At 72.8% G+C, this 25813-nt stretch carries 22 protein-coding genes and 6 tRNA genes; 19 read left to right on the top strand and 9 right to left on the bottom strand.

Going from position 1 to position 25813, the window contains the following annotated elements:
• Positions 1-92: 92 nt before the first annotated feature.
• The 4 genes from cbiE (at position 93) to ACGH52_RS08235 (ending at position 7418) form a co-directional block, all read left to right on the top strand.
• A complete protein-coding gene (gene cbiE / locus ACGH52_RS08250; RefSeq protein WP_399938389.1) occupies positions 93-1319 on the top strand; it encodes a precorrin-6y C5,15-methyltransferase (decarboxylating) subunit CbiE in 1227 nt (408 codons plus the stop codon).
• A gap of 372 nt (positions 1320-1691) precedes the next feature.
• Entirely contained in the window at positions 1692-5180 is a 3489-nt protein-coding gene (gene cobT, locus ACGH52_RS08245) for a nicotinate-nucleotide--dimethylbenzimidazole phosphoribosyltransferase (protein ID WP_399938387.1), read from the top strand.
• Between the two features lie 185 nt (positions 5181-5365).
• A complete protein-coding gene (gene cobA / locus ACGH52_RS08240; RefSeq protein WP_059299579.1) occupies positions 5366-6598 on the top strand; it encodes a uroporphyrinogen-III C-methyltransferase in 1233 nt (410 codons plus the stop codon).
• A gap of 1 nt (position 6599) precedes the next feature.
• Complete coding sequence (locus ACGH52_RS08235) at positions 6600-7418, top strand: TrmH family RNA methyltransferase (protein ID WP_399938385.1); 819 nt, start codon at positions 6600-6602, stop codon at positions 7416-7418.
• 21 nt (positions 7419-7439) lie between these two features.
• Here the strand turns inward: ACGH52_RS08235 and ACGH52_RS08230 are convergent, their stop codons facing one another.
• Positions 7440-8912 carry a protein kinase gene (locus ACGH52_RS08230; protein WP_399946675.1) on the bottom strand — a complete coding sequence of 491 codons (1473 nt, stop codon included), beginning with the start codon at positions 8910-8912 and terminating at the stop codon, positions 7440-7442.
• 589 nt (positions 8913-9501) lie between these two features.
• Between ACGH52_RS08230 and ACGH52_RS08225 the strand changes: the two genes are divergently transcribed.
• From ACGH52_RS08225 to ACGH52_RS08215, 3 genes are all read left to right on the top strand, one after another.
• Positions 9502-9684: a hypothetical protein gene (locus ACGH52_RS08225; protein WP_059299577.1), complete on the top strand. Its 183-nt coding sequence runs from the start codon at positions 9502-9504 to the stop codon at positions 9682-9684.
• A gap of 547 nt (positions 9685-10231) precedes the next feature.
• Positions 10232-11167, top strand: coding sequence for a phosphotransferase family protein (locus ACGH52_RS08220; protein WP_399938383.1), 936 nt, complete (start codon positions 10232-10234; stop codon positions 11165-11167).
• Between the two features lie 101 nt (positions 11168-11268).
• Complete coding sequence (locus ACGH52_RS08215) at positions 11269-11559, top strand: zf-TFIIB domain-containing protein (protein ID WP_059299575.1); 291 nt, start codon at positions 11269-11271, stop codon at positions 11557-11559.
• Positions 11560-11614: 55 nt separating this feature from the next.
• Here ACGH52_RS08215 and ACGH52_RS08210 read toward each other — a convergent pair.
• The 5 genes from ACGH52_RS08210 to ACGH52_RS08190 form a co-directional block, all read right to left on the bottom strand.
• Positions 11615-11686, bottom strand: a tRNA-Val gene (locus ACGH52_RS08210).
• A gap of 21 nt (positions 11687-11707) precedes the next feature.
• Positions 11708-11779: transfer RNA gene (locus ACGH52_RS08205), tRNA-Val, on the bottom strand.
• Between the two features lie 36 nt (positions 11780-11815).
• Positions 11816-11887 (bottom strand) — tRNA-Val (locus tag ACGH52_RS08200).
• Between the two features lies 1 nt (position 11888).
• Positions 11889-11962: transfer RNA gene (locus ACGH52_RS08195), tRNA-Cys, on the bottom strand.
• 38 nt (positions 11963-12000) lie between these two features.
• Positions 12001-12073 (bottom strand) — tRNA-Gly (locus tag ACGH52_RS08190).
• A 177-nt stretch (positions 12074-12250) separates the two neighbouring features.
• Here ACGH52_RS08190 and ACGH52_RS08185 point away from each other — a divergent pair.
• The 3 genes from ACGH52_RS08185 (at position 12251) to ACGH52_RS08175 (ending at position 15020) form a co-directional block, all read left to right on the top strand.
• Positions 12251-13312, top strand: coding sequence for a chorismate-binding protein (locus ACGH52_RS08185; RefSeq protein WP_399938381.1), 1062 nt, complete (start codon positions 12251-12253; stop codon positions 13310-13312).
• Positions 13309-14130 (top strand): aminotransferase class IV, encoded by an 822-nt coding sequence (locus ACGH52_RS08180; protein WP_399938379.1) that lies wholly within the window; start codon positions 13309-13311, stop codon positions 14128-14130. The genes ACGH52_RS08185 and ACGH52_RS08180 overlap by 4 nt, the downstream gene beginning before the upstream one ends.
• A 65-nt stretch (positions 14131-14195) precedes the next feature.
• Positions 14196-15020 (top strand): N-acetyltransferase, encoded by an 825-nt coding sequence (locus tag ACGH52_RS08175; RefSeq protein ID WP_210977977.1) that lies wholly within the window; start codon positions 14196-14198, stop codon positions 15018-15020.
• 35 nt (positions 15021-15055) lie between these two features.
• Here ACGH52_RS08175 and ACGH52_RS08170 read toward each other — a convergent pair whose 3' ends face one another.
• Entirely contained in the window at positions 15056-15580 is a 525-nt protein-coding gene (locus ACGH52_RS08170; protein WP_063124362.1) for a DsbA family protein, read from the bottom strand.
• Positions 15581-15771: 191 nt separating this feature from the next.
• On the opposite strand from ACGH52_RS08170, the gene ACGH52_RS08165 reads away from it, so the two are divergent.
• Entirely contained in the window at positions 15772-16224 is a 453-nt protein-coding gene (locus ACGH52_RS08165; protein WP_076973516.1) for a hypothetical protein, read from the top strand.
• Between the two features lie 191 nt (positions 16225-16415).
• The gene (locus ACGH52_RS08160) at positions 16416-16595 is read left to right on the top strand and encodes a hypothetical protein (RefSeq protein ID WP_003977283.1); all 180 of its coding nucleotides are present in this window, start codon (positions 16416-16418) and stop codon (positions 16593-16595) included.
• An 84-nt stretch (positions 16596-16679) separates the two neighbouring features.
• On the opposite strand, the gene ACGH52_RS08155 is transcribed toward ACGH52_RS08160, so the two are convergent.
• Both ACGH52_RS08155 and ACGH52_RS08150 read right to left on the bottom strand, forming a co-directional pair.
• Positions 16680-17240 carry a CGNR zinc finger domain-containing protein gene (locus tag ACGH52_RS08155; protein WP_059299569.1) on the bottom strand — a complete coding sequence of 187 codons (561 nt, stop codon included), beginning with the start codon at positions 17238-17240 and terminating at the stop codon, positions 16680-16682.
• A 300-nt stretch (positions 17241-17540) separates the two neighbouring features.
• Complete coding sequence (locus tag ACGH52_RS08150; protein ID WP_004002642.1) at positions 17541-17954, bottom strand: SsgA family sporulation/cell division regulator; 414 nt, start codon at positions 17952-17954, stop codon at positions 17541-17543.
• Between the two features lie 191 nt (positions 17955-18145).
• Here ACGH52_RS08150 and ACGH52_RS08145 point away from each other — a divergent pair, with 191 nt between their 5' ends.
• The 7 genes from ACGH52_RS08145 to ACGH52_RS08115 all read left to right on the top strand — a co-directional run bounded on the left by ACGH52_RS08145 (position 18146) and on the right by ACGH52_RS08115 (position 25776).
• Positions 18146-18598: a TIGR02611 family protein gene (locus ACGH52_RS08145; RefSeq protein ID WP_399938376.1), complete on the top strand. Its 453-nt coding sequence runs from the start codon at positions 18146-18148 to the stop codon at positions 18596-18598.
• Between the two features lie 77 nt (positions 18599-18675).
• Positions 18676-18747 (top strand) — tRNA-Val (locus ACGH52_RS08140).
• A 352-nt stretch (positions 18748-19099) separates the two neighbouring features.
• Positions 19100-20401, top strand: a complete 1302-nt coding sequence (locus tag ACGH52_RS08135; protein WP_399938374.1) for an ABC transporter substrate-binding protein — start codon at positions 19100-19102, stop codon at positions 20399-20401.
• A complete protein-coding gene (locus ACGH52_RS08130; RefSeq protein ID WP_399938372.1) occupies positions 20401-21399 on the top strand; it encodes a carbohydrate ABC transporter permease in 999 nt (332 codons plus the stop codon). The genes ACGH52_RS08135 and ACGH52_RS08130 overlap by 1 nt, the downstream gene beginning before the upstream one ends.
• On the top strand, positions 21396-22307 hold the full coding sequence (locus ACGH52_RS08125) for a carbohydrate ABC transporter permease (protein ID WP_059299565.1): 912 nt from the start codon (positions 21396-21398) through the stop codon (positions 22305-22307). The genes ACGH52_RS08130 and ACGH52_RS08125 overlap by 4 nt, the downstream gene beginning before the upstream one ends.
• 12 nt (positions 22308-22319) lie before the next feature.
• On the top strand, positions 22320-22919 hold the full coding sequence (locus ACGH52_RS08120) for a hypothetical protein (protein WP_399938370.1): 600 nt from the start codon (positions 22320-22322) through the stop codon (positions 22917-22919).
• A gap of 118 nt (positions 22920-23037) precedes the next feature.
• Positions 23038-25776 carry a Tat pathway signal sequence domain protein gene (locus ACGH52_RS08115; protein WP_399938368.1) on the top strand — a complete coding sequence of 913 codons (2739 nt, stop codon included), beginning with the start codon at positions 23038-23040 and terminating at the stop codon, positions 25774-25776.
• Positions 25777-25813: the final 37 nt, after the last annotated feature.

Raw genomic sequence — 25813 nt, 5'->3', positions numbered from 1 at the left:
CCCCGGACCCGGGCCGCACCAGGTACCCTCACGGGGCGCACCCGCGACGGTACCGCGACCACGACCCGCGAAAACCCTGGAGACTGACGACGATGGCCGACCGGGTCACGGTGATCGGCTGGGACGGTTCGCCGCTGACCGCCGCGGCACGCTCCGCACTGGGCGCCGCCACCCTGGTGGCCGGTGCCGCACACCATCTGGCACTTCCCGAGGTGCCGCCCGCCGCCGAACGCATCCGCCTCGGCAGCGTCGCCCTCGCCGCCCGCCGCCTCGCCGCCCACCGCGGCACCACGGTCGTGCTGGCCGACGGCGACCCCGGCTTCTTCGGCGTCGTACGCACCCTGCGGGCCCCCGAGTTCGGCCTGGAGGTGGAGGTCGTCCCCGCCGTCTCCTCCGTGGCCGCCTCCTTCGCCCGCGCCGGGATGCCCTGGGACGACGCCCATGTGGTCGTCGCCCATCCCCGCACCCTGCGACGCGCGGTGAACGTATGCCGGGCCCACACCAAAGTCGCGGTCCTCACCTCCCCGGGCGCCGGACCGGCCGAACTCGGCCTGCTGATGGAGGGCGTCCACCGCACCTTCGTCATCTGCGAGGAACTCGGCACCACCCGCGAGCGGGTCACCGTCGTCACCTCCGACAAGGCCGCCGACCACACCTGGCGCGACCCGAACGTCGTCATCGTGGCGGGCGGCAGCGCGGGACCGGCCCCCGGGGGCGACGGCACCGGCTGGATCGCCGGCCGCGACCCCGCCACCGGACCGCGCGGCTGGTCCCTGCCCGCCACGGCCTACGGCGGCGAACTGGGCGAGGGCGAGACCGACCTGCTGCGCACCGCCCAACTCGCCAGGCTCGGACCGCGCCTCGGCGACCTCGTGTGGGACATCGGCTGCGGCAGCGGCGCCTTCGCCACCGAGGCCGCCCGCGGCGGCGCCGCCGTCATCGCGGTCGACCGGGACCGGGAGGCCTGCGCCCGTACCGAGGCCACCGCACGGCACTTCGGCGTCCAGCTCCAGACCGTGCACGGCAACGCCCCGCACATCCTGGAGAACCTCCCCGAGCCGGACGTCGTCCGGGTCGGTGGCGGCGGAGCGGCCGTGGTCTCCGCGGTCGCGGACCGCCGCCCGCAGCGCATCGTCGCGCACGCCGCCACCCGCGACGCGGCCGAACTCGTCGGCAGGGACCTGACGGAGCACGGGTACCGCGTCGAATGCGCCCTGCTGCAGTCCGTCGGACTCGACACCCGGGCCTGGACGGAGACGGAGCGGAGCGTCGCGTTCCTGCTCAGCGGAGAGATCGTGCGGCGCGAGGCACCCCGCTGAGGTCCCACCGCGACCGCGCCCCGTGATCGGTTGTTCATACCGCGCGGGGTAGGCTGGCGGATTGTTGTACCGCATGCGGACACCCGACAGTTCGTCGGTCGATGTCCGTAAAAACCCGCTCCTTCGGGGGCGGGTGTGGTACGGCAGAACCGGAGGACGCGCAACGTGGCGCAGTCCACAGCGGGCCGTCGCGGATCAAGCTGTCGTGGCGGGGGAACGGCCGCGACAATGCCACTCAATGGCTTTGTCGTCTTTTCCCGCGGGTCGTTCGTGCCGCTGGGCACGCCCGCTCGTTCTTCACTACGGGCGGTCGGTGCGCCGTCCCGGGTGAGCTGGTCGTAGAAGCACTAACCGATGGGCGAGGGGTTACGCATGACCGACACCGGCCAGATCCCGGGCGAGGGGCTGCCGGAGAACGCAGGCATGGTGGAGCAGCCGGGCGTCCCCGCACCCGGCGCGTACACCTACCTCTCCGAGGCCACCGCCGAGGACGAGGACCTGTTGTTGCTGCCGGGAGCCCAGAGTGCCTGGGGCAACGAGGTCGCGCCGCCGGCGCCGGAGCCGGTCGTGGAGACCGTGCACCAGCCCGGCCCGCACGAGATGTCCGGTCGCGACAGCGGCTCGGTCGACCTCGGCGGCGTCCGGCTGCCCGACCCGGCGCAGGACCTCGCGTCCGCCCCGGTCCCGCCGCGCAGGCCCCTCCACCTCGGTCCGCCGATCCCGGACACCTCCGCGAGCCCGGTCCGTTCCCTCGCCGACCGCGGCCCCGCCGACGCGCCGGTACGGCACCCCGGCCCGCCGGCCGCGGGGCCCGAGTACCTCGACGTGCCGCAGGCCGCCGTGCCCGTCCCGCAGGCGGCGGCACCCTGGGGAGCGCAGACGGCGCCGCAGGCCCAGGAGGCCCCGGTGCACGCCGGGGCGGGGCCTGCGGAAACGGTTGTTCCGGTACCGGAGCAGCAGTCGGCCGAGCCGGTGGGCGCGGCCCAGGCGCTCGTGACCCGCGTGGCGACGGAGGCCGTGGCGGCGACGGGCGGGCCGTCCGGGGGCGCCGACGAGCCCGGCGAACCGCAGGAGGCTCCCGCTCAGGCGGAGGCTCCTGCTCCAGCTGAGGCTTCGGCGCCGGAAGAGGTGGCGCAGACCGAGGCGGAGCAGGTGACCGGCCCCGCGGAGGAGGCCGTACCGGCTCCCGAGGCGGCCCCGGCGGAGCCCGTGGCTCCCGTGACCCCCGTGACCGAGCCCGCCCAGGAGGCTCAGGACAGCGCTGGGCCCGAGGAGGCCCCTGCGGTTCCCGAGGCCCAGGAGGTCGCCGTGGCCCCTGTGGCCCCTGAGGCCCTCGTGCAGGCAGCTCCGGAGGAAGCACCGGCGGCGGTGCCGGCCGAAGCACCGCAGGGACTCGGCGAACCCCCGGCGGCAGAGGCCCCGGAGGCCCCCGCGCCCCAGGAAGCCCCGCCCGCCGAGGCACCCGAGCCCGAGCCCGACCGCGGCGACGTCCAGGCGGCCGACGCGTCCGACGCACCCGTGGCCGTCACGGAACCCGAGCCGGTCGTGCCCGAGGCCGCCGAGCCCGAGCCGTCCCCGGCACCGGAGCAGCCCGCTCCGGTCCAGGTGGAGCCCGCGCAGCCGGAGGCACAGCCGGACGTCCCGCCCGCGCCGCAGTTCGCCGTCGCCCAGCCGTCCCCGGAAGCCGATCCGGAGCCGCAGGCCACCGAGGCCCCCGCCCCCGCCCCCGCACCGCAACCCGCCCAGGGCCCCCAGTCCCTCGCGGACGCCAACATGCAGCAGGAGCAGGAGCAGGAGCAGGAGTCGCAGCCGGAAGCGGTCATGGCCGTGGCCGACGGCACCGCGGAGCCCGTGGTCCAGTTCCTGCCCGTCGACGGCGGTCAGGTGCCCACGCTCCCGCACCTCGCCCCCACGCCGCCCGAAGCGGTCCTGGTCCCGCCGGAGCCCCCGGCACCGGAGCCCGTCGCCGCGGCCCCCGAAGCCGAAGACGCCGCGACCGCGGTACCGGCGCCGCGCGAGGCCGACCCCGAGGTCGTCCAGAGCGTCGACGACCTGGACACCCGCGACGCCGGCCAGGAGGACCAGGACGTGAGCCCGGCCGCGGCCGTGGAAGCACCACGGTCCGCCGGCCCGGCGGCCCCCGCCTACGACGACGCCGAGCGCGAGGCCGTACTGAAGGTCATGCGCGAGCGCCGCGACATCCGCAACGGCTTCCGCGGCGACCCCATCCCGCACGAGGTGCTGCTCCGCGTCCTGGAGGCCGCACACACCGCGCCGTCCGTCGGCCACTCGCAGCCCTGGGACTTCGTCGTCATCCGCTCCGCTGACACCCGCCGCGCGATGCACGAACTGGCGATGCGTCAGCGCGACGCGTACGCGAAGTCGCTGCCCAAGGGCCGGGCCAAGCAGTTCAAGGAACTGAAGATCGAGGCCATCCTCGACACACCGGTCAACATCGTCGTCACCGCCGACCCGACCCGCGGCGGCCGGCACACCCTCGGCCGCCACACACAGCCGCAGATGGCGCCGTACTCCTCCGCGCTCGCCGTCGAGAACCTCTGGCTCGCCGCCCGCGCCGAGGGCCTCGGCGTCGGCTGGGTCAGCTTCTTCGACGAGCGCGAGATGGTCCGCGCCCTCGGCCTGCCCGAGCACCTGGACATCGTCGCGTACCTGTGCGTCGGCTACGTCGACGAGTTCCCGGACGAGCCCGAGCTGATGCAGGCGGGCTGGTCCAAGCGCCGCCCGCTGTCCTGGGTGGTCCACGAGGAGACGTACGGCCGTCGCGCCCTGCCCGGCGAGGCACCGCACGACCTGCTCGCCGAGACCGTCGCGCAGATCCGTCCGCTGGACGCCAAGGCGCTCGGCGAGGCCTGGGAACGGCAGAAGCGCATGACCAAGCCGGCGGGCGCGCTCGGCATGCTGGAGATCATCTCCGCCCAGCTGTCCGGGCTGTCCCGGCAGTGCCCGCCGCCCATCCCGGAGCCCGCGGCCGTCGCCGTCTTCGCCGGGGACCACGGGGTGCACGCCCAGGGCGTCACCCCCTGGCCGCAGGAGGTCACCGCCCAGATGGTGGCCAACTTCCTGGGCGGCGGAGCGGTCTGCAACGCCTTCGCCACCCAGGTCGGCGCCGAGGTCTGCGTCGTGGACGTCGGTGTCGCCACCGACCTGCCCGCGACGCCGGGCCTACTGCCCCGCAAGGTGCGCGCGGGCACCTCCGACATGACCACCGGCGCGGCGATGACCCGCGAGGAGGCCAAGCAGGCCATCGAGGTCGGCATCGAGACCGCCCGCGACCTGGTGGCGGCCGGCAACAAGGCGCTGCTCACCGGCGAGATGGGCATCGCGAACACCACCGCGTCCGCCGCGCTCATCTCCGTGTTCACCGGCGCCGAACCGGCCGAGGTCACCGGACGCGGCACCGGCATCAACGACGAGACGCTGGCCCGCAAGACCGAGGTCGTCCGCCGAGCCCTCGAGCTCCACCAGCCGGACCCGGCGGACCCGATCGGCGTGCTCGCGGCGGTCGGCGGCTTCGAACACGCGGCCATGGTCGGCCTGCTGCTCGGCGGCGCCTCCCTGCGCACCCCGGTGATCCTGGACGGCGTCAGCGCCGGTGCCGCCGCCCTGGTGGCCCGGGCCATCGCCCCCGAGGTCCTCGCGGCCTGCATCGCCGGTCACCGCAGCGCCGAGCCCGGCCATGTCGCCGCGCTCAACAAGCTGGGCCTGCGTCCACTGGTCGACCTGGACCTCCGCCTCGGCGAGGGCACCGGCGCGCTGCTCGCCCTGCCGATGGTGCAGAGCACCGCGCGGGCGATGCACGAGGTCGCGACGTTCGACTCGGCGGGCGTCACCGAGAAGTAGCACCGGGCGGGGCAGGGCGGCGCGGCAGGCGATCCGTCGCCCCCCGCCCCGCCCCGCCCCGCCGTAGGCTGGACCGATCTCGTGCCGCCTCCGCGCGTCTCCTACAATCCGCACGTATTCCCACGTCAGGGCCGCTCCATCGCCGCAGCGCCCCACCGCACCGCCAGGACGAGGAGCCCTCCCTCATGGCCGAACACCCCGCCTACCCCGTAGGCCTCCGCCTCACCGGCCGCCGCGTGGTCGTCCTCGGTGGCGGACAGGTCGCCCAGCGCCGCCTGCCCGCCCTCATCGCGGCGGGCGCGGACATCCGCCTCGTCTCTCCCGAGGCCACCCCCTCGGTGGAGGCCATGGCGGACGCGGGCGAGATCACCTGGGAGCGGCGCCCGTACGCGGACGGCGACCTCGCGGACGCCTGGTACGCCCTGATCGCCACCAGCGACACCGAGGCCAACAACGCCGCCTCCGCCGAGGCCGAGCGGCACCGCGTCTGGTGCGTCCGCTCCGACGACGCCGACCGCGCCACGGCCTGGACCCCGGCGACCGGACACAGCGAGGGCGTCACCGTCGCCGTGCTCACCACCGACGCGCGCCACCGCGACCCCCGCCACACCGCCGCCATCCGGGACGCGGTGGTGGAGGGCCTGCGCGACGGCACCCTCGTCGCCCCGCACCAGCGCACCCGCACCGCCGGTGTCGCCCTGGTCGGCGGCGGCCCCGGCGACCCCGACCTGATCACCGTCCGCGGGCGCCGCCTGCTCGCCGAGGCCGACGTCGTCATCGCCGACCGCCTCGGCCCCCGTGACCTGCTCGCCGAACTGCCGCCGCACGTCGAGGTCATCGACGCGGCCAAGATCCCGTACGGGCGCTTCATGGCCCAGGAGGCCATCAACAACGCGCTGATCGAGCACGCCAAGCAGGGCAAGGCGGTCGTACGGCTGAAGGGCGGCGACCCCTTCGTCTTCGGTCGCGGCATGGAGGAGGCGCGGGCGCTGGCCGAGGCGGGCATCGCGTGCACCGTCGTCCCCGGTATCTCCAGCTCCATCTCGGTCCCCGGCGCGGCCGGTATCCCGGTCACCCACCGGGGCGTCGCCCACGAGTTCACCGTGGTCAGCGGGCACGTCGCCCCCGACGACGAGCGCTCCCTGGTCGACTGGCCGTCCCTCGCGAAGCTGACCGGCACGCTCGTGATCCTCATGGGCGTCGACAAGATCGGCCGGATCGCCGAGACCCTCGTCGCGCACGGCAGGTCCCCCGACACCCCGGTCGCCCTCGTCCAGGAGGGGACCACGGCGGCCCAGCGCCGGGTGGACGCGACCCTCGCCACCGTCGCGGACACGGTGGTCGCGCAGGAGGTCAGGCCGCCCGCCGTCATCGTCGTCGGCGAGGTCGTCGCCGTGGGCCCGCACGGGACGGTCTGACGTGGCCGACCTCATCACGATCGACGACCCCGACGACCCGCGCCTGCAGGACTACACCGGCCTGACCGACGTCGAACTGCGGCGCCGCCGCGAACCCGCCGAGGGCCTGTTCATCGCCGAGGGCGAGAAGGTCATCCGGCGGGCGGGCGAGGCGGGCTACGCGATGCGCTCGATGCTGCTGTCCGCCAAGTGGGTCGACACCATGCGCGACATCATCGACGAGGCCCCGGCCCCGGTGTACGTCGTCGACCCGGCGCTCGCCGAACGGGTCACCGGCTACCACGTGCACCGCGGCGCCCTGGCCTCGATGGGCCGCACGCCGCTGCCGACGGCCGCCGACCTCCTGACCACCGCCCGCCGCGTCGTCGTCATGGAGTCGGTCAACGACCACACCAACATCGGCGCCATCTTCCGCTCCGCCGCCGCCCTCGGCATGGACGCGGTCCTGCTCTCCCCGGACTGCGCGGACCCTCTGTACCGGCGCAGCGTCAAGGTGTCGATGGGCGCCGTCTTCTCCGTGCCGTACGCCCGCCTCGACACCTGGCCGGCCGGTCTGGCGACGGTCGGTGAGGCGGGCTTCACGCTCCTCGCCCTCACTCCCGACGAGCGGGCCGAGCCCCTCGACGCGGTCGCCCCGCACCGCATGGACCGGGTGGCACTCATGCTGGGCGCCGAGGGCAGCGGCCTGTCCCGGCGGGCCCTGGCGGCGTCCGACGCGTGGGTCCGCATCCCGATGTCCCACGGTGTCGACTCCCTGAACGTGGGCGCGGCCGCCGCGGTCGCCTTCTACGCGGTGACGGCGGGACGTCCCTCGGCGTAGGCGCCCGTCCGGGCGCGGCCCTCAGAGGCCGGAAGCCCGCTGCCCCGGAAGACCGCCGGGCAGGACCGCCCGCTCCTGCTGTGCCACCGGCTCCGGCTGTGCCACCGGCTCCTGCTGCGCCGCCCGTACGCCGCCCCGCTCGTCGCCGAGCCCGCGCGAGGGCCCCTGGCAGCCCTGTGCGGCGGCGATGCCCAGCGCGACCAGCAGCGTCACGACCACGAACACGAACAGGCGCTGCCGCAGCAGCCGCGGATTGGCGGGCCGCCGCCAGCCGTTCCCCGTCGTCCTGGGCCCCGTACGGCCTGCTCCGCTGCGCGGCGCGGGCCTGCCACCGTCGTTGCGGGAGGAGTTCCGGCCGGTCGTGTCGCGGGATGACGGCGTCGGCCGGGACCCGGACCGGCTGCCCCCCGCGGCGCCGCCCCGCGACGGTGTACCCCCGCGTGACGGTGTCCCGCCCCGTGAGGGTGTTCCGCCCCGCGACGGAGCGGAACCCCGGGACGCGGACCCCCGCGACCCCGAGGTGCCGCGCGGCGGGGGAGTGCCCTGCGTGCCCGGTCGGCCCTGCGGGCGCCGCTGGGCACGCTCCGGATAGGTGTCGGCGAGCCGCCCCGTCGGCACGTCCGCCTCACCACTGCGCGGCGCGGGCGGCCGTACGTCGGCCATGCCCTGGGCCTCCCGGGCGGCGATCTCCTTGAGCCGCAGGGACAGCTGCAGGGTGCTGGGCCGTTCCTCGGGGTCCTTGGCCAGGCACGCCCGCACCAGCGGGGCGAGCGCGTCCGGGACGCCGTGCAGCTGGGCCTCCTCGTGCACCACGCGGTAGAGCATCACCTCGGAACTGCCGTGCCCGAAGGGCGAGTCGCCCATCGACGCGTACGCCAGCGTGGCACCGAGCGAGAACACGTCCGTGGCCGGGGTGACCGCGGCCCCGCGCACCTGCTCCGGCGCGAGGAACCCGGGGGAGCCGACCGCGGTACCGACGTGCGTGAGGGTGGAGGCACCGGTGGCCCAGGCGATGCCGAAGTCGATGATCCGCGGTCCCTTCGGGGACAGCAGGATGTTGGACGGCTTCAGGTCCCGGTGCACCACCCCGGCCTCGTGTACGGCGACCAGGCCCTCGGACAGGGCGGCGCCCACGGCCGCGACGTCGGCCGCGACCAGCGGACCCCCGTCGACGACCTTGTCGTGCAGGGAGGGGCCGGGCACGTACTGCGTGGCGAACCAGGGACGGTCCGCCTCCAGGTCCGCGGCGACCAGCCGGGCCGTGCAGCCGCCCCGGATGCGCCGGGCCGCGGAGACCTCGCGCGCGAACCGTGACCGGAACTCCTGGTCCTCCGCCAGGTCCGGCCGGATGACCTTCAGCGCGACCCGCTGCCCCTTCTTGTCGGAGCCCAGGTAGACCACGCCCATTCCACCCGCGCCGAGCCGCCTGTGAAGCCTGAACGAGCCGACGACGCGCGGGTCCTCGCGCCTCAGGCGCATCATCGCCATGTTCATCCCCGCTGCCCGGTCCCTGTGACGTGCCACAGCTTACGTTTCCACGGCCGCCCGCGCGCAGAGGCCGCGCCCTCTCGCGAGAACGGATTGTCAGTGCCTGGTGCGAGAGTTGAGACGTGGTCAGCGAACGCGTGGACGCGGCGGCCCCGCCGCGCCCGTGATCCCAACCGGCCTCCAGGGCGGGGGGATTGGGCCGGGGGAGGGGGCCGGGGCGGGGGCGGCTGGGGGCGGTGGGGTGAGGCCGCGCGCCTACGGCGTGGTGGCGGGCGCGGTGGGCCCCGGGGCCTGGGCGGGGGCGTGCCGGGAGCCGATCGGAGTGAGGGATGTCACCGGGCATCCAGGAGATAACGGGACACGGTGGACACCCCGTCCGGGAAGACCCCGAGACCCGGCAGCCGGTCTCCACCCAGGGGAGTACTCGGCAGGCGGGGGCTCATCCTCCGGGAGGCCCGGCAATCGGTACGAGGGCATGACGTCCGGCGGGCGCCCGAGCCATAGATTTGAGGTCAAGCGGCGGGTGCAGCACTCGTCCCCCGAGGTCAGACACCCGCCGCTGCAACGAGACAACGAAACGGTCAGGAGAGGGACCATGGCCCAGACGGTTCCGCGGACACTGCTCCGCACACGGCAAAGCCGCCGTCAAGGCCGTCGCCACCCCGCGGTGGCGACGCTCATGGCCCTGCCCCTGGCGGTCCTGCTCCTCCTCGTCTTCGACGGGTGGGAGACAGTGGCCACACAGGCGTCGTCCGTGGGTGTGGTGCTGGGGCGCTGAGCGGCGACCCCAGGCCCGGAAGAGCGGTCTGGGCGGGGACACCCATCCATGAAACCCCGTGGGGACGGGGGTGCGGCGGACGGCAAGAAATGCCGGCGCAGCTGGGGAGCTGCGCCGGCATTGCTGTGCCCTCCGGAAGAAATCGGGCATGGAAACACGGCGACCGGCCCCGCAGCGGTACGGGGCGCCGCCTGTTACGCGGGGGTCGTCGCACGGACCCGGGCGGAACTGGAGCCAGTCCGAGGCGGGTCCACTGCCGGAGCGGTACAGCCGAGTCGAGCCGACGCAGCTGGAGAGCTGCGGCGGCGTTGCTTTTCCCTCCGGGCGGTTCGAGACCTCCGGAGCGGAGACACGGCGACCGGCTCCGCAGCGGTGTGGGGTGCTGCCTGGAACGCCGGGACCGTCACGCCGACCCGGGGCGGGACTGGAGCCAGCCCGGGGGTGGGCTTGGAGCCGGACCGAGGCGGAACCGGTGCCGGACCGATGCGGGCCGGGTCGAGTCGGGGAGCGAGGTCGCCGCACGCCGCGCCTGCGTACCCTCACCCACGTGACCACGGACGCCCCCGCCCTCCTCCCCGCCCTCGAAGCCCGCGTCAGGCAGACGGCCCACGCCCGCGCCTCGGCCTGTCCCTGCGGCGCGGCCACCCTCGCCGACCGACCCGACGCCACGGTCGTCCGGCACGGGGGCACCGTCGCCAAGGCGCACGCCGCGGACGTCGACCCCGCCGAGCTGTCCCTCCGTGTCACGGCCGCCGCCCGGCTCCCCGGCGTGTTCCTGCCCCCGCTCGCCCCGGTCCCCGTCGACCTGCACGGGCGGCTCGTCACGTACTGGCCCTACGGCACGCCCGTCGACCCGCAGGACCCGGACGCCGCTCCGTGGGAGGCCGCGGCCACCCTCCTGGCCCGCCTCCACCGCACACCGGCCCCCGCCCCCGTACCCCCCATGCGCGGCCCCGCGAAGGCGGCCCTGGCCGCGGCCCGCCTCCGGGACGCCGCCCCCGGCCACCCTGCCACCGCGCCCGTACTCGCGGCCTGGGCGGCACTCCCCGCCTGGGCGCGCGGCGAGGCCGCCATGCCGGACGCGACCACCCTCTGCCACGGCGACCTCCACCTCGGCCAGCTCATACGCCACCCCGCCCCCGCGGGACCCTGGCTGCTGATCGACGTCGACGACCTCGGCACCGGCGTCCCGGCCTGGGACCTGGCCCGTCCCGCGGCCTGGTACGCGTGCGGCCTGCTCCCGCCCGAGGAGTGGCACCGCTTCCTGACCGCCTACCGCGCCTGCGGCGGCCCCGCCGTCCCCGCCGACGGCGACCCCTGGCCCGCCCTGGACGTCCCGGCCCGGGCCCTCACCGCGCAGACCGCCGCCCGGGCCGTCACCAAAGCGGTCCTGGAGGACCGGCCGCTGGACGAGGTGGAGCGTTCCCTCGTCGACGCCTGCGCGCGCATGGCGGCCGTCCGGCCCACCGCCCCACGGAGTTGAGCCGAAGTTCCGCGCAGTAGGGTGCAACCGACCCGCGGCGGGACAGAGTCTGTCCTGGCGATACGCGAAGCAGGACCGACCGGCGAGGAGTTGAGCCGAGCATGCAGTGCCCCAAGTGCCACGCACCGATGCACACCTACAACCGCAACGGTGTTCAGATCGAGCAGTGCAGCGGCTGCCGCGGCATCTTCCTCGACTACGGCGAGCTGGAGTCGCTGACCCGCCTGGAGGCCCAGTGGTCCCAGCCCGCGCCGCCGCCCCCGCCCGCTGCGCCGCAGGCGTACCCGGCGGCCCAGGCTCCGGCCTGGGGCGCCCCGCAGCACGGCGGCGGCCACGGCCACTACGGCCACCACCGCCAGAAGAGCTTCGGCCGCATGCTGTTCTCCAGCTGATCCGCCCACGACGAAGCCCCCGGCCGCTCGAGGCGGCCGGGGGCTTCGTTCCGTGTGGACGATACTGGGATTGAACCAGTGACCTCTTCCGTGTCAGGGAAGCGCTCTCCCGCTGAGCTAATCGTCCGGGAGTGGTGCGATTACTGCGTGCGCGATACTGGGATTGAACCAGTGACCTCTTCCGTGTCAGGGAAGCGCTCTCCCGCTGAGCTAATCGCGCGGGGATCCGTACGGATCGGTGATCCTTGCGGATCAGTGGACGATACTGGGATTGAACCAGTGACCTCTTCCGTGTCAGGGAAGCGCTCTCCCGCTGAGCTAATCGTCCTTGGAGGTGGAGACGGGATTTGAACCCGTGTAGACGGCTTTGCAGGCCGTTGCCTCGCCTCTCGGCCACTCCACCAGGAGTGTAGGAGGCCCGGGAGGCCCCCTGTTCCTGCGAGCGGACGACGAGGCTCGAACTCGCGACCTCAACCTTGGCAAGGTTGCGCTCTACCAACTGAGCTACGTCCGCCTGTCGGTTCGGTCCGCTTGCGCGGCCCGGCGACGTGATGAACTCTAGCGGATTCCGGGGCCAGCACAAAAACGCGTTTGCGCAGCGTGCTGCGGTGCGTCTGCTCGCGGACCAGGTCAGGGCACCCGGAAGGACACGTTCGGGTCACCTCCGCGCCACCGGCCTAGACTCGACAGCGTGCTCGACCTCCCTCCCCTCGCCCGCTTCGGCGACCGTCTCGCCACCGGTCTCCTCGACGTCACGAGCGATCCCGCCGCCCTCGACTCCGAGGGCTTCTGGGCGGTCTGCGCGGACTTCGAAGGCCGTCTGACCTGCGCACGCTTCGCGCACGTACGGACCGAGCCGGTGCCCGCGCCCAGGCCGGGAGCGTGGCGGGGCCCCGCCGCCGGCGACTGGACGTCGTCGCTCGACCGCGCCGCGTACACGGCGGGCGTACGGCGCGTCCGCGCGCACATAGCCGCCGGCGAGGTCTACCAGGCCAACCTCTGCCGCGTGCTCTCGGCGCCCGTCGGCCCCGACGCCGACGTGGACGCGCTCACCGCCCTGCTGGCCCGCGGCAACCCGGCGCCGTACGCCGGAACGATCCGGCTGCCCGGGCACGGCGTCGAGATCGCCACCGCCTCGCCCGAGCTGTTCCTGCGCCGCAGCGGCCGCACCGTCGAGTCCGGCCCGATCAAGGGCACCGGCCGGACCGAGGACGACCTGCTGGAGAAGGACTACGCCGAGAACGTCATGATCGTGGACCTGGTCCGCAACGACCTGGGGCGGGTCTGCGCCACGGGCACGGTCACGGTGCCCGACCTGTGCGCCGTCGAGAAGCACCCGGGCCTCGTCCACCTGGTGTCCGCGGTGCGCGGCGAGCTGTCCGCGGACGCCGGCTGGCCGGAGCTGCTCGACGCCGCCTTCCCGCCCGGGTCCGTCACCGGCGCGCCCAAGTCCAGCGCCCTGCGGATCATCGACGCGCTGGAGACCGCGCCCCGGGGCCCGTACTGCGGGGGCGTCGGCTGGGTCGACGCCGACCGGGGCACGGGCGAGCTGGCCGTCGGCATCCGCACCTTCTGGATCGACCGGACCGCCGACGGCGCCGCGCGGCTGCGCTTCGGCACCGGCGCCGGCATCACCTGGGGCTCCGACCCGGACGGCGAGTGGCGCGAGACCGAACTGAAGGCTTCCCGGCTGCTCGCGATAGCGTCGGGGACGTACGAGGCGAACGGAACCGGAGAGGCGCTGGCGACGTGAAGATCTGGCTCGACGGCGGGTTGCAGGACATCGAGTCCGCCCGCGTCTCCGTCCTGGACCACGGGCTGACCGTGGGCGACGGCATCTTCGAGACGGTGAAGGCGGTGGACGGCAGGCCGTTCGCGCTGACCCGGCACCTGGACCGGCTGACCCGCTCGGCCCGGGGCCTGGGCCTGCCGGACCCCGACCTCGACGAGGTGCGCCGCGCCTGTGCCGCCGTCCTCGACGCCAACCCGATGCGGCTCGGCCGGCTGCGCATCACCTGCACCGGCGGCCACGGCCCCCTCGGCTCGGACCGCGGCGAGCACGGCCCGACCCTCGTCGTCGCCCTCGGCGAGTCCGCCCGCCGCCCCGACTCCACGGCCGTGATCACGGTGCCGTGGACCCGCAACGAGCGCGGCGCGCTCACCGGCCTGAAGACCACCTCCTACGCCGAGAACGTCGTCGCCCTGGCCCGCGCCCGTGAACGGGGCGCCACCGAGGCACTGTTCGGCAACACGGTCGGGCAGCTGTGCGAGGGCACCGGGTCCAACGTCTTCGTCGTCCTCGACGGCGAGATCCACACCCCGCCGGTCGCCTCCGGCTGCCTCGCCGGGATCACCCGCGCCCTGGCCGTCGAGTGGACCGGCGCCCGCGAGACCGACCTCCCGCTGGACGTCCTGGAACGCGCCGACGAGGTCTTCCTGACCTCGACCCTGCGGGACGTCCAGGCCGTGCACCGTGTCGACGACCGCGAACTGCCGGGCGCCCCGGGACCGGCGACCGCCAAGGCCATGCGGATCTTCGAGGAGCGCTCCGGGGACGACCTGGATCCGTGAGCCGGGTCCGCCAAGGCGCCGATATTCAGCTGCCGTTCCCGTCCGCGGTGGGTAGAACTGCCGTGATGACCACGACCCTGCGGCCGACCGAGCCGCTCCAGCGCGCCGCCGACGGGACCCGTTCGCGCCACTACCAGGTGTGCGTGAACAGCCGCCCCGCCGGTGTGCTGCACCTCGGCACCTCCTCCTCCCTCGGCGACTCCGTCGCCGTGATCCACAAGCTGCGCGTCGACGCGCCGGACCGGCGGCGCGGCCGGGGCACGGTGGCCGCGCTCGCCGCGGAGGAGGTGGCGCGTACCTGGGGCTGCCGGCAGATCGAGGCGGGCGTCGCCGGCGACGCCGAGGCGGGCATCCGGCTCGCGCAGGCACTCGGCTACGTCCTGCGCAACCGCACCATGACCAAGCCGCTCGGCGCCACCCCGCCCGCCCTGCCCGCGGGCAGCGGGACACGGCCCATGACACCGGAGGAGTTCGCCGCCTGGCAGGCGTACGAGTCGGAGTCGTACGCCCGCACCTGGGTGGAGCGGGGCGTGCCCGAGGCCGACGCGCGCGCGAAGGCGCGCCGCGACCACGAAGTACTGCTGCCCCAGGGGCTGGACACCGAGAACACGCTGTTCAGCGTGTTGGAGCACGAGGGCGAGCGGGTCGGGATCCTGTGGCTGGCGCTGCGGCAGGACCGGGCTTTCGTCTTCGACGTCGAGACCGACGCGCCCCACCGGGGCCGGGGCCACGGCCGCAGCCTGATGCTGCTGGCCGAGGCCCAGGCGATCACCGCGGGCCGCGATCTGATCGGCCTCAACGTCTTCGCGGGGAACACCGCGGCCGAGCGGCTCTACGAGTCGCTCGGCTACGAGACCACGCGGTACCACTACAGCAAGCCGCTGCTGTAGCGGCGGGCGGCCGGTCCCGGCCCCGCCGCCGTCCCTCAGTCCCGCGGCTCGGCCAGCAGCCGGTCCGCGATCTCCTCGACGCGCTCGCGCAGCCCCTCCTGGCTCTTGCCGCCGTCGAGGCGCTCGCCGCCGATCACGTACGTGGGGGTGCCGGTCACGCCGATCGCCTTGCCCTCGGCCTGGTCGGCGTCGACGATCAGGATGTGCCGGCCGTCGATGAGCGCAGTGTCGAACTCCTCCGCGTCCAGCCCTAGTTCCCGGGCCACCTCGACCAGGAAGGGCTCTCCCGCACGGTCCAGCTCCGGGACCCGGTCCAGGACGGCCTCGGCGTACGCCCAGCCCCGGCCCTGGGCGAACGCCTCCTCGGCGGCCTGCGCGGCGGCGAAGGCGTGCTTGTGCTTCTCCAGCGGGAAGTGCCGCAGCCGCACGTCCAGACGGTCGCCGTAGCGGGCGCGCAGGGCGCGCAGGTCGTCCAGGGCGGTGTGGCAGTCCGGGCACTGGAGCTCGCACCAGACGTCGAGGACGGGTGCGGCGGGGCGGGCGGGGGAGGAGTCGCTCATGCCCTCCATCCTCCCAGCCCGCGGGGTGCCGCCCCAACCGGCCTCGTACCGCGCCCCCGGCACCTGCGGAGGAGCCGACCCCGAGATCTCCCTGATCTCGGTCCCCCGGCATGGCCCCACGGCGGGCGGACGGTGCAGGATGGAAGGGACGAAGTACTCAAGCCCGACCGAGCCCAGCCCTGGAGGACCGGATGATTGCCGAGACCGTCTGCTCCGCGGTGTCCGCGGCGGGCCTGGGTATCGCGGCGGTCACCGCGTACCGCAAGCGCTTCCTCACCGCCGCCCGTATCGCCGCCTACTCGCTGGTCCCGATCGGCCTGGTGATGACCGGGGTCGTCGAGTGGCTGGCCGACACGGCCTTCAGCCCGGTGGCCTGGGCAGGCTTCGGAGTGCTGGGTGTGGCCTGGGTGCTCTTCATGACCACGCGCGCCGTGGAACGCCGCCGCGGCGGCACCCGCAAGGAGCGCAAGGAGGCCCGGGCCGCGGCACGGCGCGACGCGGTGGCTCCCGGCGCCTCCGCCCCCTCCCTGGGGACCGGCTCCGGTCCGGCGGCCCAGCCCGCGCCCCGCCCGGCGAAGGCGTCCCGGGGCGGTGACGACGACTTCAGCGACATCGAGGCCATCCTCAAGAAGCACGGGATATGAAGCAGGGGACATGAAGCACGAGGCCTGACGGCCAGCGCCGGGGGCTGAAACGACACAGCGGTCCGAGGCCGACAGCGCGTGCTCCGTAATGATCACGATCCGACCGGACATTGCGACATTCAACCAACACGCGGTCGTCACGGGCGTGTTGATCGCGTGGACCCCGCCTGCTGCGTCATCATCGCGGCGAGATGCCGGACACCACTCAGCTGGATTCCCAGCTGGACACGAGACAGAGCGAAACCGCGCGGGTGCAGGACGAACCACGCGGCTGCCTCTTCGCCCTATCCCAGCCACCGCTCATGATCTTCCTGGCGGTGATCGGGTGTCTGCTGCTCATGGCTTCGTTGCACGATCTGCTGTTGCTGTGAGCCGTACCCGCGCTCCCCGGCGCCACCCGCCGGGGGCCGCGTCGTCGTCCCCGCGTCCGCGACCGCACAGCCCCGAGGGCGGCGTCAGCCCGCCGCCTCCTTGCGCCGGGCCCGGTAGGCGGCCACGTGCAAGCGGTTCCCGCAGGTGCGGCTGTCGCAGTACCGCCGCGAGCGGTTGCGGGAGAGGTCGACGAAGGCGCGCCGGCAGTCGGGGGCCTCGCACCGCCGCAGCCGCTCCTGCTCCCCGGCCACCACGAAGAACGCCAGGGCCATCCCGCAGTCCGCGGTGAGGTGGTCCGCGACGGAGGCGCCGGGCGCGAAGTAGTGGATGTGCCAGTCGTAGCCGTCGTGGTCGGTGAGCCGGGGCGTGGTGCCGGCGGCCGCGACCAGGTCGTTGATCAGTCCCGCGGCGGTCCGGGCGTCGGGGGCGGCGAAGACCGCCGCGAACCGTCCGCGGATCCCCCGCACCGCCGAGAGGTCGAGGTCCGTGAGCACGCCGACCTCGCTGATCTCGTGCGTCGCCACGAATTCCTGGAGGGCCGCGACGTCCGGCAGCCCGTCCGGAGCCGATTCGTCCTCCGGCATCGTGTTCACCAGATCCACCACGGTGTCGAGCGCGCACCGGGTGTCGTGGGTGATCAGCACGTTTTGCTCCCTGGCCTGGGGGTCGGGCGGGCGCCCGCCGATGCTGGCCGATGGTAGCGGCAGGCACGGCGGGCGAACCGGCCGCGAGCCGGTCCGGGTCGTCGGTTGCCTCTTCAACGGTGACGGGCCCGCCATCGTTCCCCGGTGCCGCGCACACAGCGGCGCCGCCTTCGCGCACAGAGCGGCGCCGCCCCCGCGGAGATCCGCGGCGACGACGCCGTGTGTGCCGTATGCGGTTGTCCGGGCCCGTGCCGTCACCCCGAGTCGACGGCGACGGGCGGCTTCACGCGGGGCCCCGCCCTAGCTTTCGGCCAGGATGTGCGAGAGCTCCTGATCGAGGTCGAAGTGCCGGTGTTCCGTGCCGGGGGGCACGGCGGCGTCTGTGCGCTTCAGGAAGGACTCCAGGGCCCGCGCCGGGGCCTCGAGCAGTGCTTCGCCCTCCGGGGAGCTGAGAGCGATGCACACGACGCCCTGGCCGTGACTGCGGGACGGCCAGACTCGGACGTCGCCGGTGCCTGTGGGGCGGTGGAGACCTTCGGCGAGGAGGTCGCGGGCGAACACCCACTCGACGGTCTCCTCGGCTCCGGTGTGGAAGGTGGCGTGCACGGCGTAGGGGTCGGCCGTGTCGTACCGCAGGCCTGCGGGGACAGGCAGGGAGGACTCGCTCGACACAACGAGGCGCAGGTGCAGCTCGCAGCTGACCGTGGTGTTCATAAGCGCCAGGGCCTTTCGCTCAGTGTGCGCTCGGGGATTCGCACGTCGGCGAAATCGACATGCCACCTACGGTGCCGTTGTAAACCCCTCTGAGTGTTTTGCGTGCGTTTACGTAACTCTTCCGGCCGAGAGATCGTTCGGGTCGTGCGCCCATTCCGGTGACAGGTTTCGCTCCGGTAGTGTTTGGCCGTATGAACACGGGGAGTAACAAGCCCGGCGAGGCGGCCGTGGCGGCAGACCGTACGGGGACGGACGAGGCCGCGGCCGAGCGAGCGCTCGGTTCGCGGGCTCCGGAATTCATCAAGGCGCGGCGTGCGCTGCACCTGAGCTGGCAGGTCGGCGTCTTCATCGTCGGCCTCGCGGTCGTGGTGGCCGGCATCATCATGCTGCCGCTGCCCGGACCGGGCTGGGTGGTGATCTTCGGCGGCATGGCGATCTGGGCGACCGAGTTCGTCTGGGCCCAGCTGGTGCTGCGCTGGACCAAGCGCAAGGTCACCGAGGCGGCGCAGCGTGCCCTCGACCCGAGGGTGCGGCGCCGGAACATCATCCTGACCTCGATCGGCGTGGTGGTCATCGCCGTGCTGGCCGGGATCTACCTGTGGAAGTTCGGCCTCCAGATGCCCTGGAAGATCAAGGACCAGTGATCGTCGGCGGGGGTCGCTGTCGCGGCCCCCGCTGGTCACGGGCGCCTGTGACATGGGGTAATGTTCTTCCTGCGTCCGGGCGATTAGCTCAGTGGGAGAGCGCTTCGTTCACACCGAAGAGGTCACTGGTTCGAACCCAGTATCGCCCACCGGATCATCAGTCGGCCCCGTTCACCATCGTGAGCGGGGCCGCCTTCGTGTGCGGTGCCCCGGGCGCCCGGGCACTCGGCTCCGGTCCGCCTTCACTCAACCGTGACCTTCCGCGCCGCCGTCCGTGGCGGTCCGGTGCGCGTTCGGCCCGTCGGTCACGCCGCGCCGACCTGTGGGTTCCGCACGGTGACGACCGGTGGGTTCCGGTCGGGCGCCGACACCGCCCCCGGTCGGGGCCCGCGAATTCCTGTCCGAGTCATTGACGCGCCCCCGGGCCCTTCGTACCTTGTGCCAGCAAGCGCTTACTTGAAACGATTCATGAAGCGGACGCGGTGTCGCGGGGAGGCTCGTATGCAGCAGGGCGGGAATGCGGAGCGGCAGGCCGGGAGGCGGACGATCCTCAAGGCGGCGGGGGCCTCGCTGGCCGTCGCGGGACTGGGCGCCACGGCCACCGCGTGCGGCGGCGGGAGCGGTTCGGGGAACGGAACGGTGACGATCCGTTACTCCTGGTGGGGTGCCGAGGACCGGGCGGAACGCATCAACAAGACCATCGCGCTCTTCGAGAAGAAGTATCCGAAGATCAAGGTCAAGACCGACTTCCAGCCGTACACCGACTTCTGGAAGAAGTTCAACACCCAGGCCTCCGGGGGGAATCCACCGGACGTCTTCCAGAATGCCATCGGATTCCTCCGCAAATACGATGCCAAGAATGTCCTGCTCGATCTCGGCGAGCAGGTGAAGGCGGGAAACCTCGCCATGGACGGCTTCCGCGCGGGTCTGGAGAAGTTCGGCGAGGTCGACGGAAAACTCCTCGGCGTGCCCGTCGGTTCCAACTCGATGGCCCTGGTCATCGACAAGCCCGTCTACACCCGGGCCGGGATCACACCCGAACAGGGCTGGACGTGGGACGACTTCGACGAGGCGATGACGAAGGTCCGCGACAAGACCGGCCGGGCCGGTGACAGCGGCATGTACGGCGTCATGTACCTCTACGACCTGTACCTGCGTCAGAACGGAAAGGCGTTCTTCACCGAGGACGGACTCGGCTTCACCGAGGCGGATCTGACCACCTGGTGGACCAAGGCGGAGAAGGGCGTGAAGTCCGGCCTGTTCGCCGACGCCAAGAAGGTCGCCCAGATCAAGCCCAAGTCGGCGCTCTCCGCGGAACTCGCCGGCAGTGAGTTCACCTGGGACAACTTCACCGTCCGCTACACCTCCGAAGGCAAGAGCGAGTACGGCCTCGCGCCGATCCCCACCACGGACGGCAAGCGGACCGGCCAGTACCTCGGCTCCCTGATGCTCAGCGCCTACAAGCGCACCGAGCACCCCAAGGAGGTCGCCCAGTTCATCGACTTCATGGTCCACGACCCCGAGGTCGCCAAGATCATGGGCTACGACCGCGGTGTCCCCACCACACAGGCCCAGTACGACGCGTACCGGCCGACCGACCCGGTCAACAAGGCCATCGCCGCCTACGAGGAGTCACTCGTCGAGGCCGGTGTCCTGGAGCGGATCACCCCGCACCCCAACGGGGCCGACATCTGCGAGGCCGCGTTCCTGCGCATCGCCGAGGAGATGGCGCTCGGCTCGCGGTCCGTCGAGGACGCGGTCGGACAGTTCTTCACCGAGTCGAAGACGGCTCTCGCCGGCTGATGGGGAGCGCCGTGACACACGCTCCCGCGCTGGAGGGCCCGACGGACTCCGGGCCGCGCCACGGTCCCGTGAAATCCCCGCGCCCCGCCGGGGCGAAGCGGCTCGGCCGCCGGGAGAACCTGGCCGGATACCTCTTCATGTCCCCCTGGATCGCCGGGTTCCTGCTGCTGACGGCGGGCCCGATGGCCGCCTCGCTCTACTTCGCCTTCACCGACTACAACCTGTTCGACGCGCCCCGGTGGATCGGCCTGGACAACTTCTCCGAGATGTTCGGCGACCCGCGCTGGCGCCACTCGGTCCGCATCACCCTCTGGTACGTCGTGGTCGGCACGCCGATCAAGCTGATCGCGGCGCTCGGGGTCGCGCTGCTGCTGGCCCAGAAGCGACGCGGACAGGCCTTCTACCGGGCCGCGTTCTACGCGCCGTCGCTGATCGGCGCGAGCGTGTCCGTCGCCATCGTCTGGAAGGCGATCTTCTCGGACGACGCGGTCGTCGACCGTACGCAGCGGTTCTTCGGGATCGACGCCGGCGGCTGGACCGGCGACCCGGAACTCATCATCTACAGCCTGGTGGCGCTCACCGTCTGGCAGTTCGGCGCCCCGATGGTCATCTTCCTGGCCGGTCTGAAGCAGGTGCCGCGCGAACTGTACGAGGCGGCCGACGTGGACGGCGCGGGCAAACTGCGGCAGTTCTGGAACATCACCCTGCCGATGATCTCCCCGGTCCTCTTCTTCAACGTCCTGCTGGAGACCATCCACTCCTTCCAGATCTTCAGCTCGGCCTACATCGTCGGCGGCGGCGCCGGGGGCAACGCCTGCGGTCCGGCGGACGGCACGATGGTCTACACCTGCTACCTGTACGTCCAGGGCTTCGAGAACAGCCGCATGGGCCTGGCCTCCGCCATGGCGTGGATGCTGCTCGTCGCGGTCGCCCTGGTCACCGCGGTGCTGTTCTGGTCCCAGAAGCGCTGGGTGCACTACGAGGAGGGCGGCCGATGAGCGCGCGGGCCACCGATGTCACCCCGGCCACCGAAGCCCCACCGACCCCGTCCACCAGGGCGGCCGCGCTCCGGCGCGGGCTGCCCGGGTCGCTCGCCTGGCACCTCGGGTCGCTGGCGATCCTCGCCGTGATCCTCTACCCGGTGCTCTGGGTGATCGGCGGCTCCTTCAAGGAGAGCGGCGACATCGTCGGCAGCCTGGACCTCTTCCCGGGCGACCCGGTCACGGACAACTACACGAGTCTCGCCGACGGCATCGCGGACATCTCGATCTCCACGTTCTTCGTCAACTCGCTCTTCCTCGCCGTCGGTTCCGTGATCGGCATCGTGGTGTCCTGCTCGCTGACGGCGTACGCCTTCGCGAAGATCAGGTTCGCGGGCCGCAACCTGCTGTTCACGCTGATGATCGGCACCCTGCTACTGCCATACCACGTGCTGCTGATCCCGCAGTACGTGCTCTTCCGCAACCTGGACATGATCAACACGTACACCCCGCTCCTGCTGGGGAAGTACCTGGCCACCGAGGCGTTCTTCGTCTTCCTGATGGTGCAGTTCATGCGCAACCTGCCCAGGGAGCTGGACGAGGCCGCCCGGCTCGACGGCTGCGGGCACTTCCGCATCTACTGGTCGATCGTGCTGCCGCTGTGCCGCCCCGCGCTGATCACCAGCGCGATCTTCACCTTCATCAACTCCTGGAACGACTTCATGGGCCCGCTGATCTACCTCAACGAGCCCGGCAAGTACACGATCTCCCTCGGCCTCAAGATGTTCGTGGACCAGGAGGGCCTGGCGAACTACGGCGGCATGATCGCCATGTCGCTCGTCGCCCTGCTGCCGGTCCTCGCCTTCTTCCTGGCCTTCCAGCGCTATCTGATCGACGGCATGGCGACGTCCGGCCTGAAGGGCTGAGGTGGGACACCGATGACCGAAGCGCGTGCGAAGGCCCGTGTGGAGCCGGGGGAGTCCCGGTTCGCCCAGGGCTTCGCCCTGTTCGCCGAGTGCCTGCTCACCGGCGTGTGGATCGCGGTGGCGTCGCTGGGACTGGTCACCTACCCCGCCGCGTTCGCGGCCGGCGCGCGCCACCTCGGGCGACGGATGGCCCACGAACGCGGCGGTGTACGGGAGTTCGTCGCCGACTTCCGGGCGGCGGTGTGTCACGGGTGGCTCGTCGGGGTCGCCGGCTGGGCCGCCCTGGCGGTGGTCTGGGTCGACGTGCGTGCCGTGCGGGACGGTCTGCCGGGCGGTCCGCCGGTCGGCGCCGTCGGCGTCCTCGCCCTGATCGGCGCCGCCGTGGCGGGGCTGCGGGCCGCGGCGGACTGGCACCCCGGCGCCTCCTGGCGGTCACTGCTCGCGCGGGCGGGCCGTCGTACCGTGCTCGACCCCGCCGGTTCCTTCCTCCTGGTCGGCGGACTGGCCGTCGTGGTCTGCTCCGCCTGGTTCAGCGCACCGCTGGGCGTCGCCGTCCTGGGGGCCGTCGCCGCGGCCGCCGTGGCGGTGGAGGAACGGCACCGGCGCCGCTGACCTGGCGGCTCCGCCCCGGAGCGGCAAGCCCCGGGTACCGAGGCCGGTGCCCCGCTCCCGCGCCTCCGTCTGTCATGCCCTTGACACCCCTGCACCCCCCGCACGGAAAGGAAAGGCCATGTCCCCCATCCCCCGCAGGTCCCTCCTCAAGGCGGCCGCCGTCGCCGGTGCCGCCGCCCAGTTCAGCTGGGCGCTGGGCACCCAGAACGCGCAGGCCGCGCCCGCCGCCGTTCCCGTCGCCGACGACGGCCCCGTCACCCTGACCTGGCTGGAGGACGGCGGACTCGGCGCAGCCCCCGGCTCCACCGTCGGCGTCCCCTGGCCCAGGGGCGCCTTCCGCGAAGACCAGTCGTTCGCCGTCACGGACGCGGACGGCAAGGCCGTACCCGTGCAGTCCTGGCCCCTCGCCCACTGGCCCGACGGCTCCCTCAAGTGGACCGCCCACGCCGTCGGTTCCGGGAGCGGCAAGCTCACCCTGGCCGCCGGTGCCCCCGCCGCGCCCCCGAAGAAGGTCTCCGTCGTCCGGCGCGGCGGCACCATCGACATATCGACCGGTGTCATCACCGCGAGTATCGGCACATCCGGATCGAACCTGATCAAGTCGGTCACCAGAGGCTCCACCGAGATCGCGAAGAACGGCCGCCTCGTCCTGCTGCGCCAGCCCGAGATCGAGGACGGCGACCAGGGCACGGTGACGTACGAACGCTTCGACGGCGCGGTCGACGCAGTGCAGGTCGAGCAGGACGGCCCGGTCCGCGCCGTCGTCCGCATCGACGGCAAGCACCGCAAGGGACACCGCGGCTGGCTGCCCTTCTCCGTCCGCCTCTACTTCTACGCGGGCGCCGACTCCTTCCGCATGGTGCACACCGTCACGTTCGACGGGAGGCAGGAACCCGGCAGGGCGAGCGGCGACTTCATCCGCGGCCTCGGCGTCCGCTTCACCGTCCCGATGCGCGACGCGTCCTACGACCGCCACATCCGCATCGGCGGCGAGGGCACCGGCCTGCTCCGCGAGGCGGTCAAGGGCATCACCGGCCTGCGCCGCGACCCCGGCGCGGCCGTACAGGCGGCCCAGTTCGCCGGGGAGAAGCTGCCCGACCCCGCCACCTGGGACCAGCGGGTGACCACCCGTCTGAAGTACATCCCCGAGTGGGGCGACTACACCCTCGCCCAGCTGTCCGCCGACGGCTTCACCCTGCGCAAGCGCACCAAGAAGGGCCACGGCTGGATCGGCGCGGGCGGTGGACGGCGCGCCTCCGGCTTCGGCTACGTCGGCGGCGTGAGCGGCGGCCTCTCCTTCGGCCTGCGCGACTTCTGGGAGAAGTACCCCGCCCAACTCGACATCCGCGCCGCCCACACCGACGAGGCCGAGGTCACCCTCTGGCTCTGGTCGCCCGAGGCCCAGCCGATGGACCTGCGCTTTTACCACGACGGCATGGGCCAGGACACCTTCCCCGAGCAGCTCGAAGGCCTCAACATCACCTACGAGGACTACGAACCGGAGTTCGGCACCCCCTACGGCATCGCCCGCACCTCGGAACTCCTCTTCTGGGCCAACGCCGCCACCCCGAACGCCGAGGAACTCGCCGAGCAGGTCGGAGCCGTACGCGTCCTGCCGCAGCTCGCCGCCCCGCCCGAACAGCTCATCAAGGCCGGGGTCTTCGGCCCCGGCCTCTACTCCCGGCCCGACCGCTCCACCCCCGCCAAGGCGAAGATCGAGGACCACCTCGACTTCCTCTTCACCCACTACAAGGACCAGGTCGAGCAGCGCCGCTGGTACGGCTTCTGGGACTACGGCGACATCATGCACACCTACGACGCCGCCCGGCACCAGTGGCGCTACGACATCGGCGGCTACGCCTGGGACAACTCCGAGCTGTCGCCCGACCTCTGGCTCTGGTACGCCTACCTGCGCTCCGGCCGCGCCGACATCTTCCGCTTCGCGGAGGCCATGACCCGGCACACCGGCGAGGTCGACGTCTACCACCTCGGCAAATGGGCCGGACTCGGCACCCGGCACGGCGTCCAGCACTACGCCGACAGCGCCAAGCAGCAGCGCATCGCCAACACCACCTACCGGCGCTTCTACTATTTCCTCACCGCCGACGAACGCGTCGGCGACCTCATGCACGCCAACGTCGACTCCGACGAGACCTTCCTCGCCCTCGACCCGCTCCGCAAGATCCGCACCGAGCCGTACACACCCGACCGCAACGCCCTGTCCATCGGCTTCGGCACCGACTGGAGCGGCCTGGTCTCCGCGTGGCTCACCGAATGGGAACGCAAGGGCCCCAAGTGGGAGAAGGCCAGAGACCGCGTCCTGTCCACCATGGAGACCATCGCCGCCCAGCCCAACGGCTTCGTCCAGGGCAGCGGCCTGTACGACCTGGACACCGGGAGGTTCGCCGTCGCCGACACCCCCAAGGTCGAGGTCTCCCACCTGTCGGCCGTCTTCGGCCTGAACGAACTGTGCGCCGAACTGATCGACCTCGTCCACATGCCGCGGTTCGAGGAGGCGTACTACGACTACTGCCGCTACTTCAACGCGAGCAAGTCCGAACAGGCCGAGCGCTACGGCGCGAACTTCGGCAGCCTCATCCTCTTCCAGGGCCACTCGCGCCTCGACGCGTACGCGGCCGTACGGACCGGCGACGAGAAGCTCGCCACGCGCGCGTGGCAGAAGTTCTACGACTCCGACGGCTACAAGGAGTCGGCGCCCTGGACGACGGAGAAGCTGAGCGGCCCCCTCGCCCTGGTGCCGGGCAGCGAGGCGAGCTGGGTGTCCACCAACGACACCGCCCTCTACGGCCTCGCCGCCATCGAGAACCTCGCACTCCTGGGGGGCAGGATGCCGTAGCCCGCCCCTGACCGGCGCGGGCGCGGGCACACTGCAC

The organism is Streptomyces sp. BBFR25 (assembly GCF_044590125.1).
Classification (GTDB): domain Bacteria; phylum Actinomycetota; class Actinomycetes; order Streptomycetales; family Streptomycetaceae; genus Streptomyces; species Streptomyces canus_D.
The sequence above is the reverse complement of the archived record's forward strand: the minus strand, read 5'-3'. Positions and strand labels throughout refer to the sequence as shown.

Excerpts from the sequence above, each read along its gene's own strand:
- cbiE (WP_399938389.1), top strand. The coding sequence starts at position 93 with ATGGCCGACCGGGTCACGGTGATCGGCTGGGACGGTTCGCCGCTGACC.
- cobT (WP_399938387.1), top strand. The coding sequence starts at position 1,692 with ATGACCGACACCGGCCAGATCCCGGGCGAGGGGCTGCCGGAGAACGCA.
- cobA (WP_059299579.1), top strand. The coding sequence starts at position 5,366 with ATGGCCGAACACCCCGCCTACCCCGTAGGCCTCCGCCTCACCGGCCGC.
- ACGH52_RS08230 (WP_399946675.1), bottom strand. The coding sequence starts at position 8,912 with ATGAACATGGCGATGATGCGCCTGAGGCGCGAGGACCCGCGCGTCGTC.
- ACGH52_RS08225 (WP_059299577.1), top strand. The coding sequence starts at position 9,502 with ATGGCCCAGACGGTTCCGCGGACACTGCTCCGCACACGGCAAAGCCGC.
- ACGH52_RS08215 (WP_059299575.1), top strand. The coding sequence starts at position 11,269 with ATGCAGTGCCCCAAGTGCCACGCACCGATGCACACCTACAACCGCAAC.
- ACGH52_RS08175 (WP_210977977.1), top strand. The coding sequence starts at position 14,196 with ATGACCACGACCCTGCGGCCGACCGAGCCGCTCCAGCGCGCCGCCGAC.
- ACGH52_RS08170 (WP_063124362.1), bottom strand. The coding sequence starts at position 15,580 with ATGAGCGACTCCTCCCCCGCCCGCCCCGCCGCACCCGTCCTCGACGTC.
- ACGH52_RS08165 (WP_076973516.1), top strand. The coding sequence starts at position 15,772 with ATGATTGCCGAGACCGTCTGCTCCGCGGTGTCCGCGGCGGGCCTGGGT.
- ACGH52_RS08160 (WP_003977283.1), top strand. The coding sequence starts at position 16,416 with ATGCCGGACACCACTCAGCTGGATTCCCAGCTGGACACGAGACAGAGC.
- ACGH52_RS08150 (WP_004002642.1), bottom strand. The coding sequence starts at position 17,954 with ATGAACACCACGGTCAGCTGCGAGCTGCACCTGCGCCTCGTTGTGTCG.
- ACGH52_RS08145 (WP_399938376.1), top strand. The coding sequence starts at position 18,146 with ATGAACACGGGGAGTAACAAGCCCGGCGAGGCGGCCGTGGCGGCAGAC.
- ACGH52_RS08135 (WP_399938374.1), top strand. The coding sequence starts at position 19,100 with ATGCAGCAGGGCGGGAATGCGGAGCGGCAGGCCGGGAGGCGGACGATC.
- ACGH52_RS08130 (WP_399938372.1), top strand. The coding sequence starts at position 20,401 with ATGGGGAGCGCCGTGACACACGCTCCCGCGCTGGAGGGCCCGACGGAC.
- ACGH52_RS08125 (WP_059299565.1), top strand. The coding sequence starts at position 21,396 with ATGAGCGCGCGGGCCACCGATGTCACCCCGGCCACCGAAGCCCCACCG.
- ACGH52_RS08120 (WP_399938370.1), top strand. The coding sequence starts at position 22,320 with ATGACCGAAGCGCGTGCGAAGGCCCGTGTGGAGCCGGGGGAGTCCCGG.
- ACGH52_RS08115 (WP_399938368.1), top strand. The coding sequence starts at position 23,038 with ATGTCCCCCATCCCCCGCAGGTCCCTCCTCAAGGCGGCCGCCGTCGCC.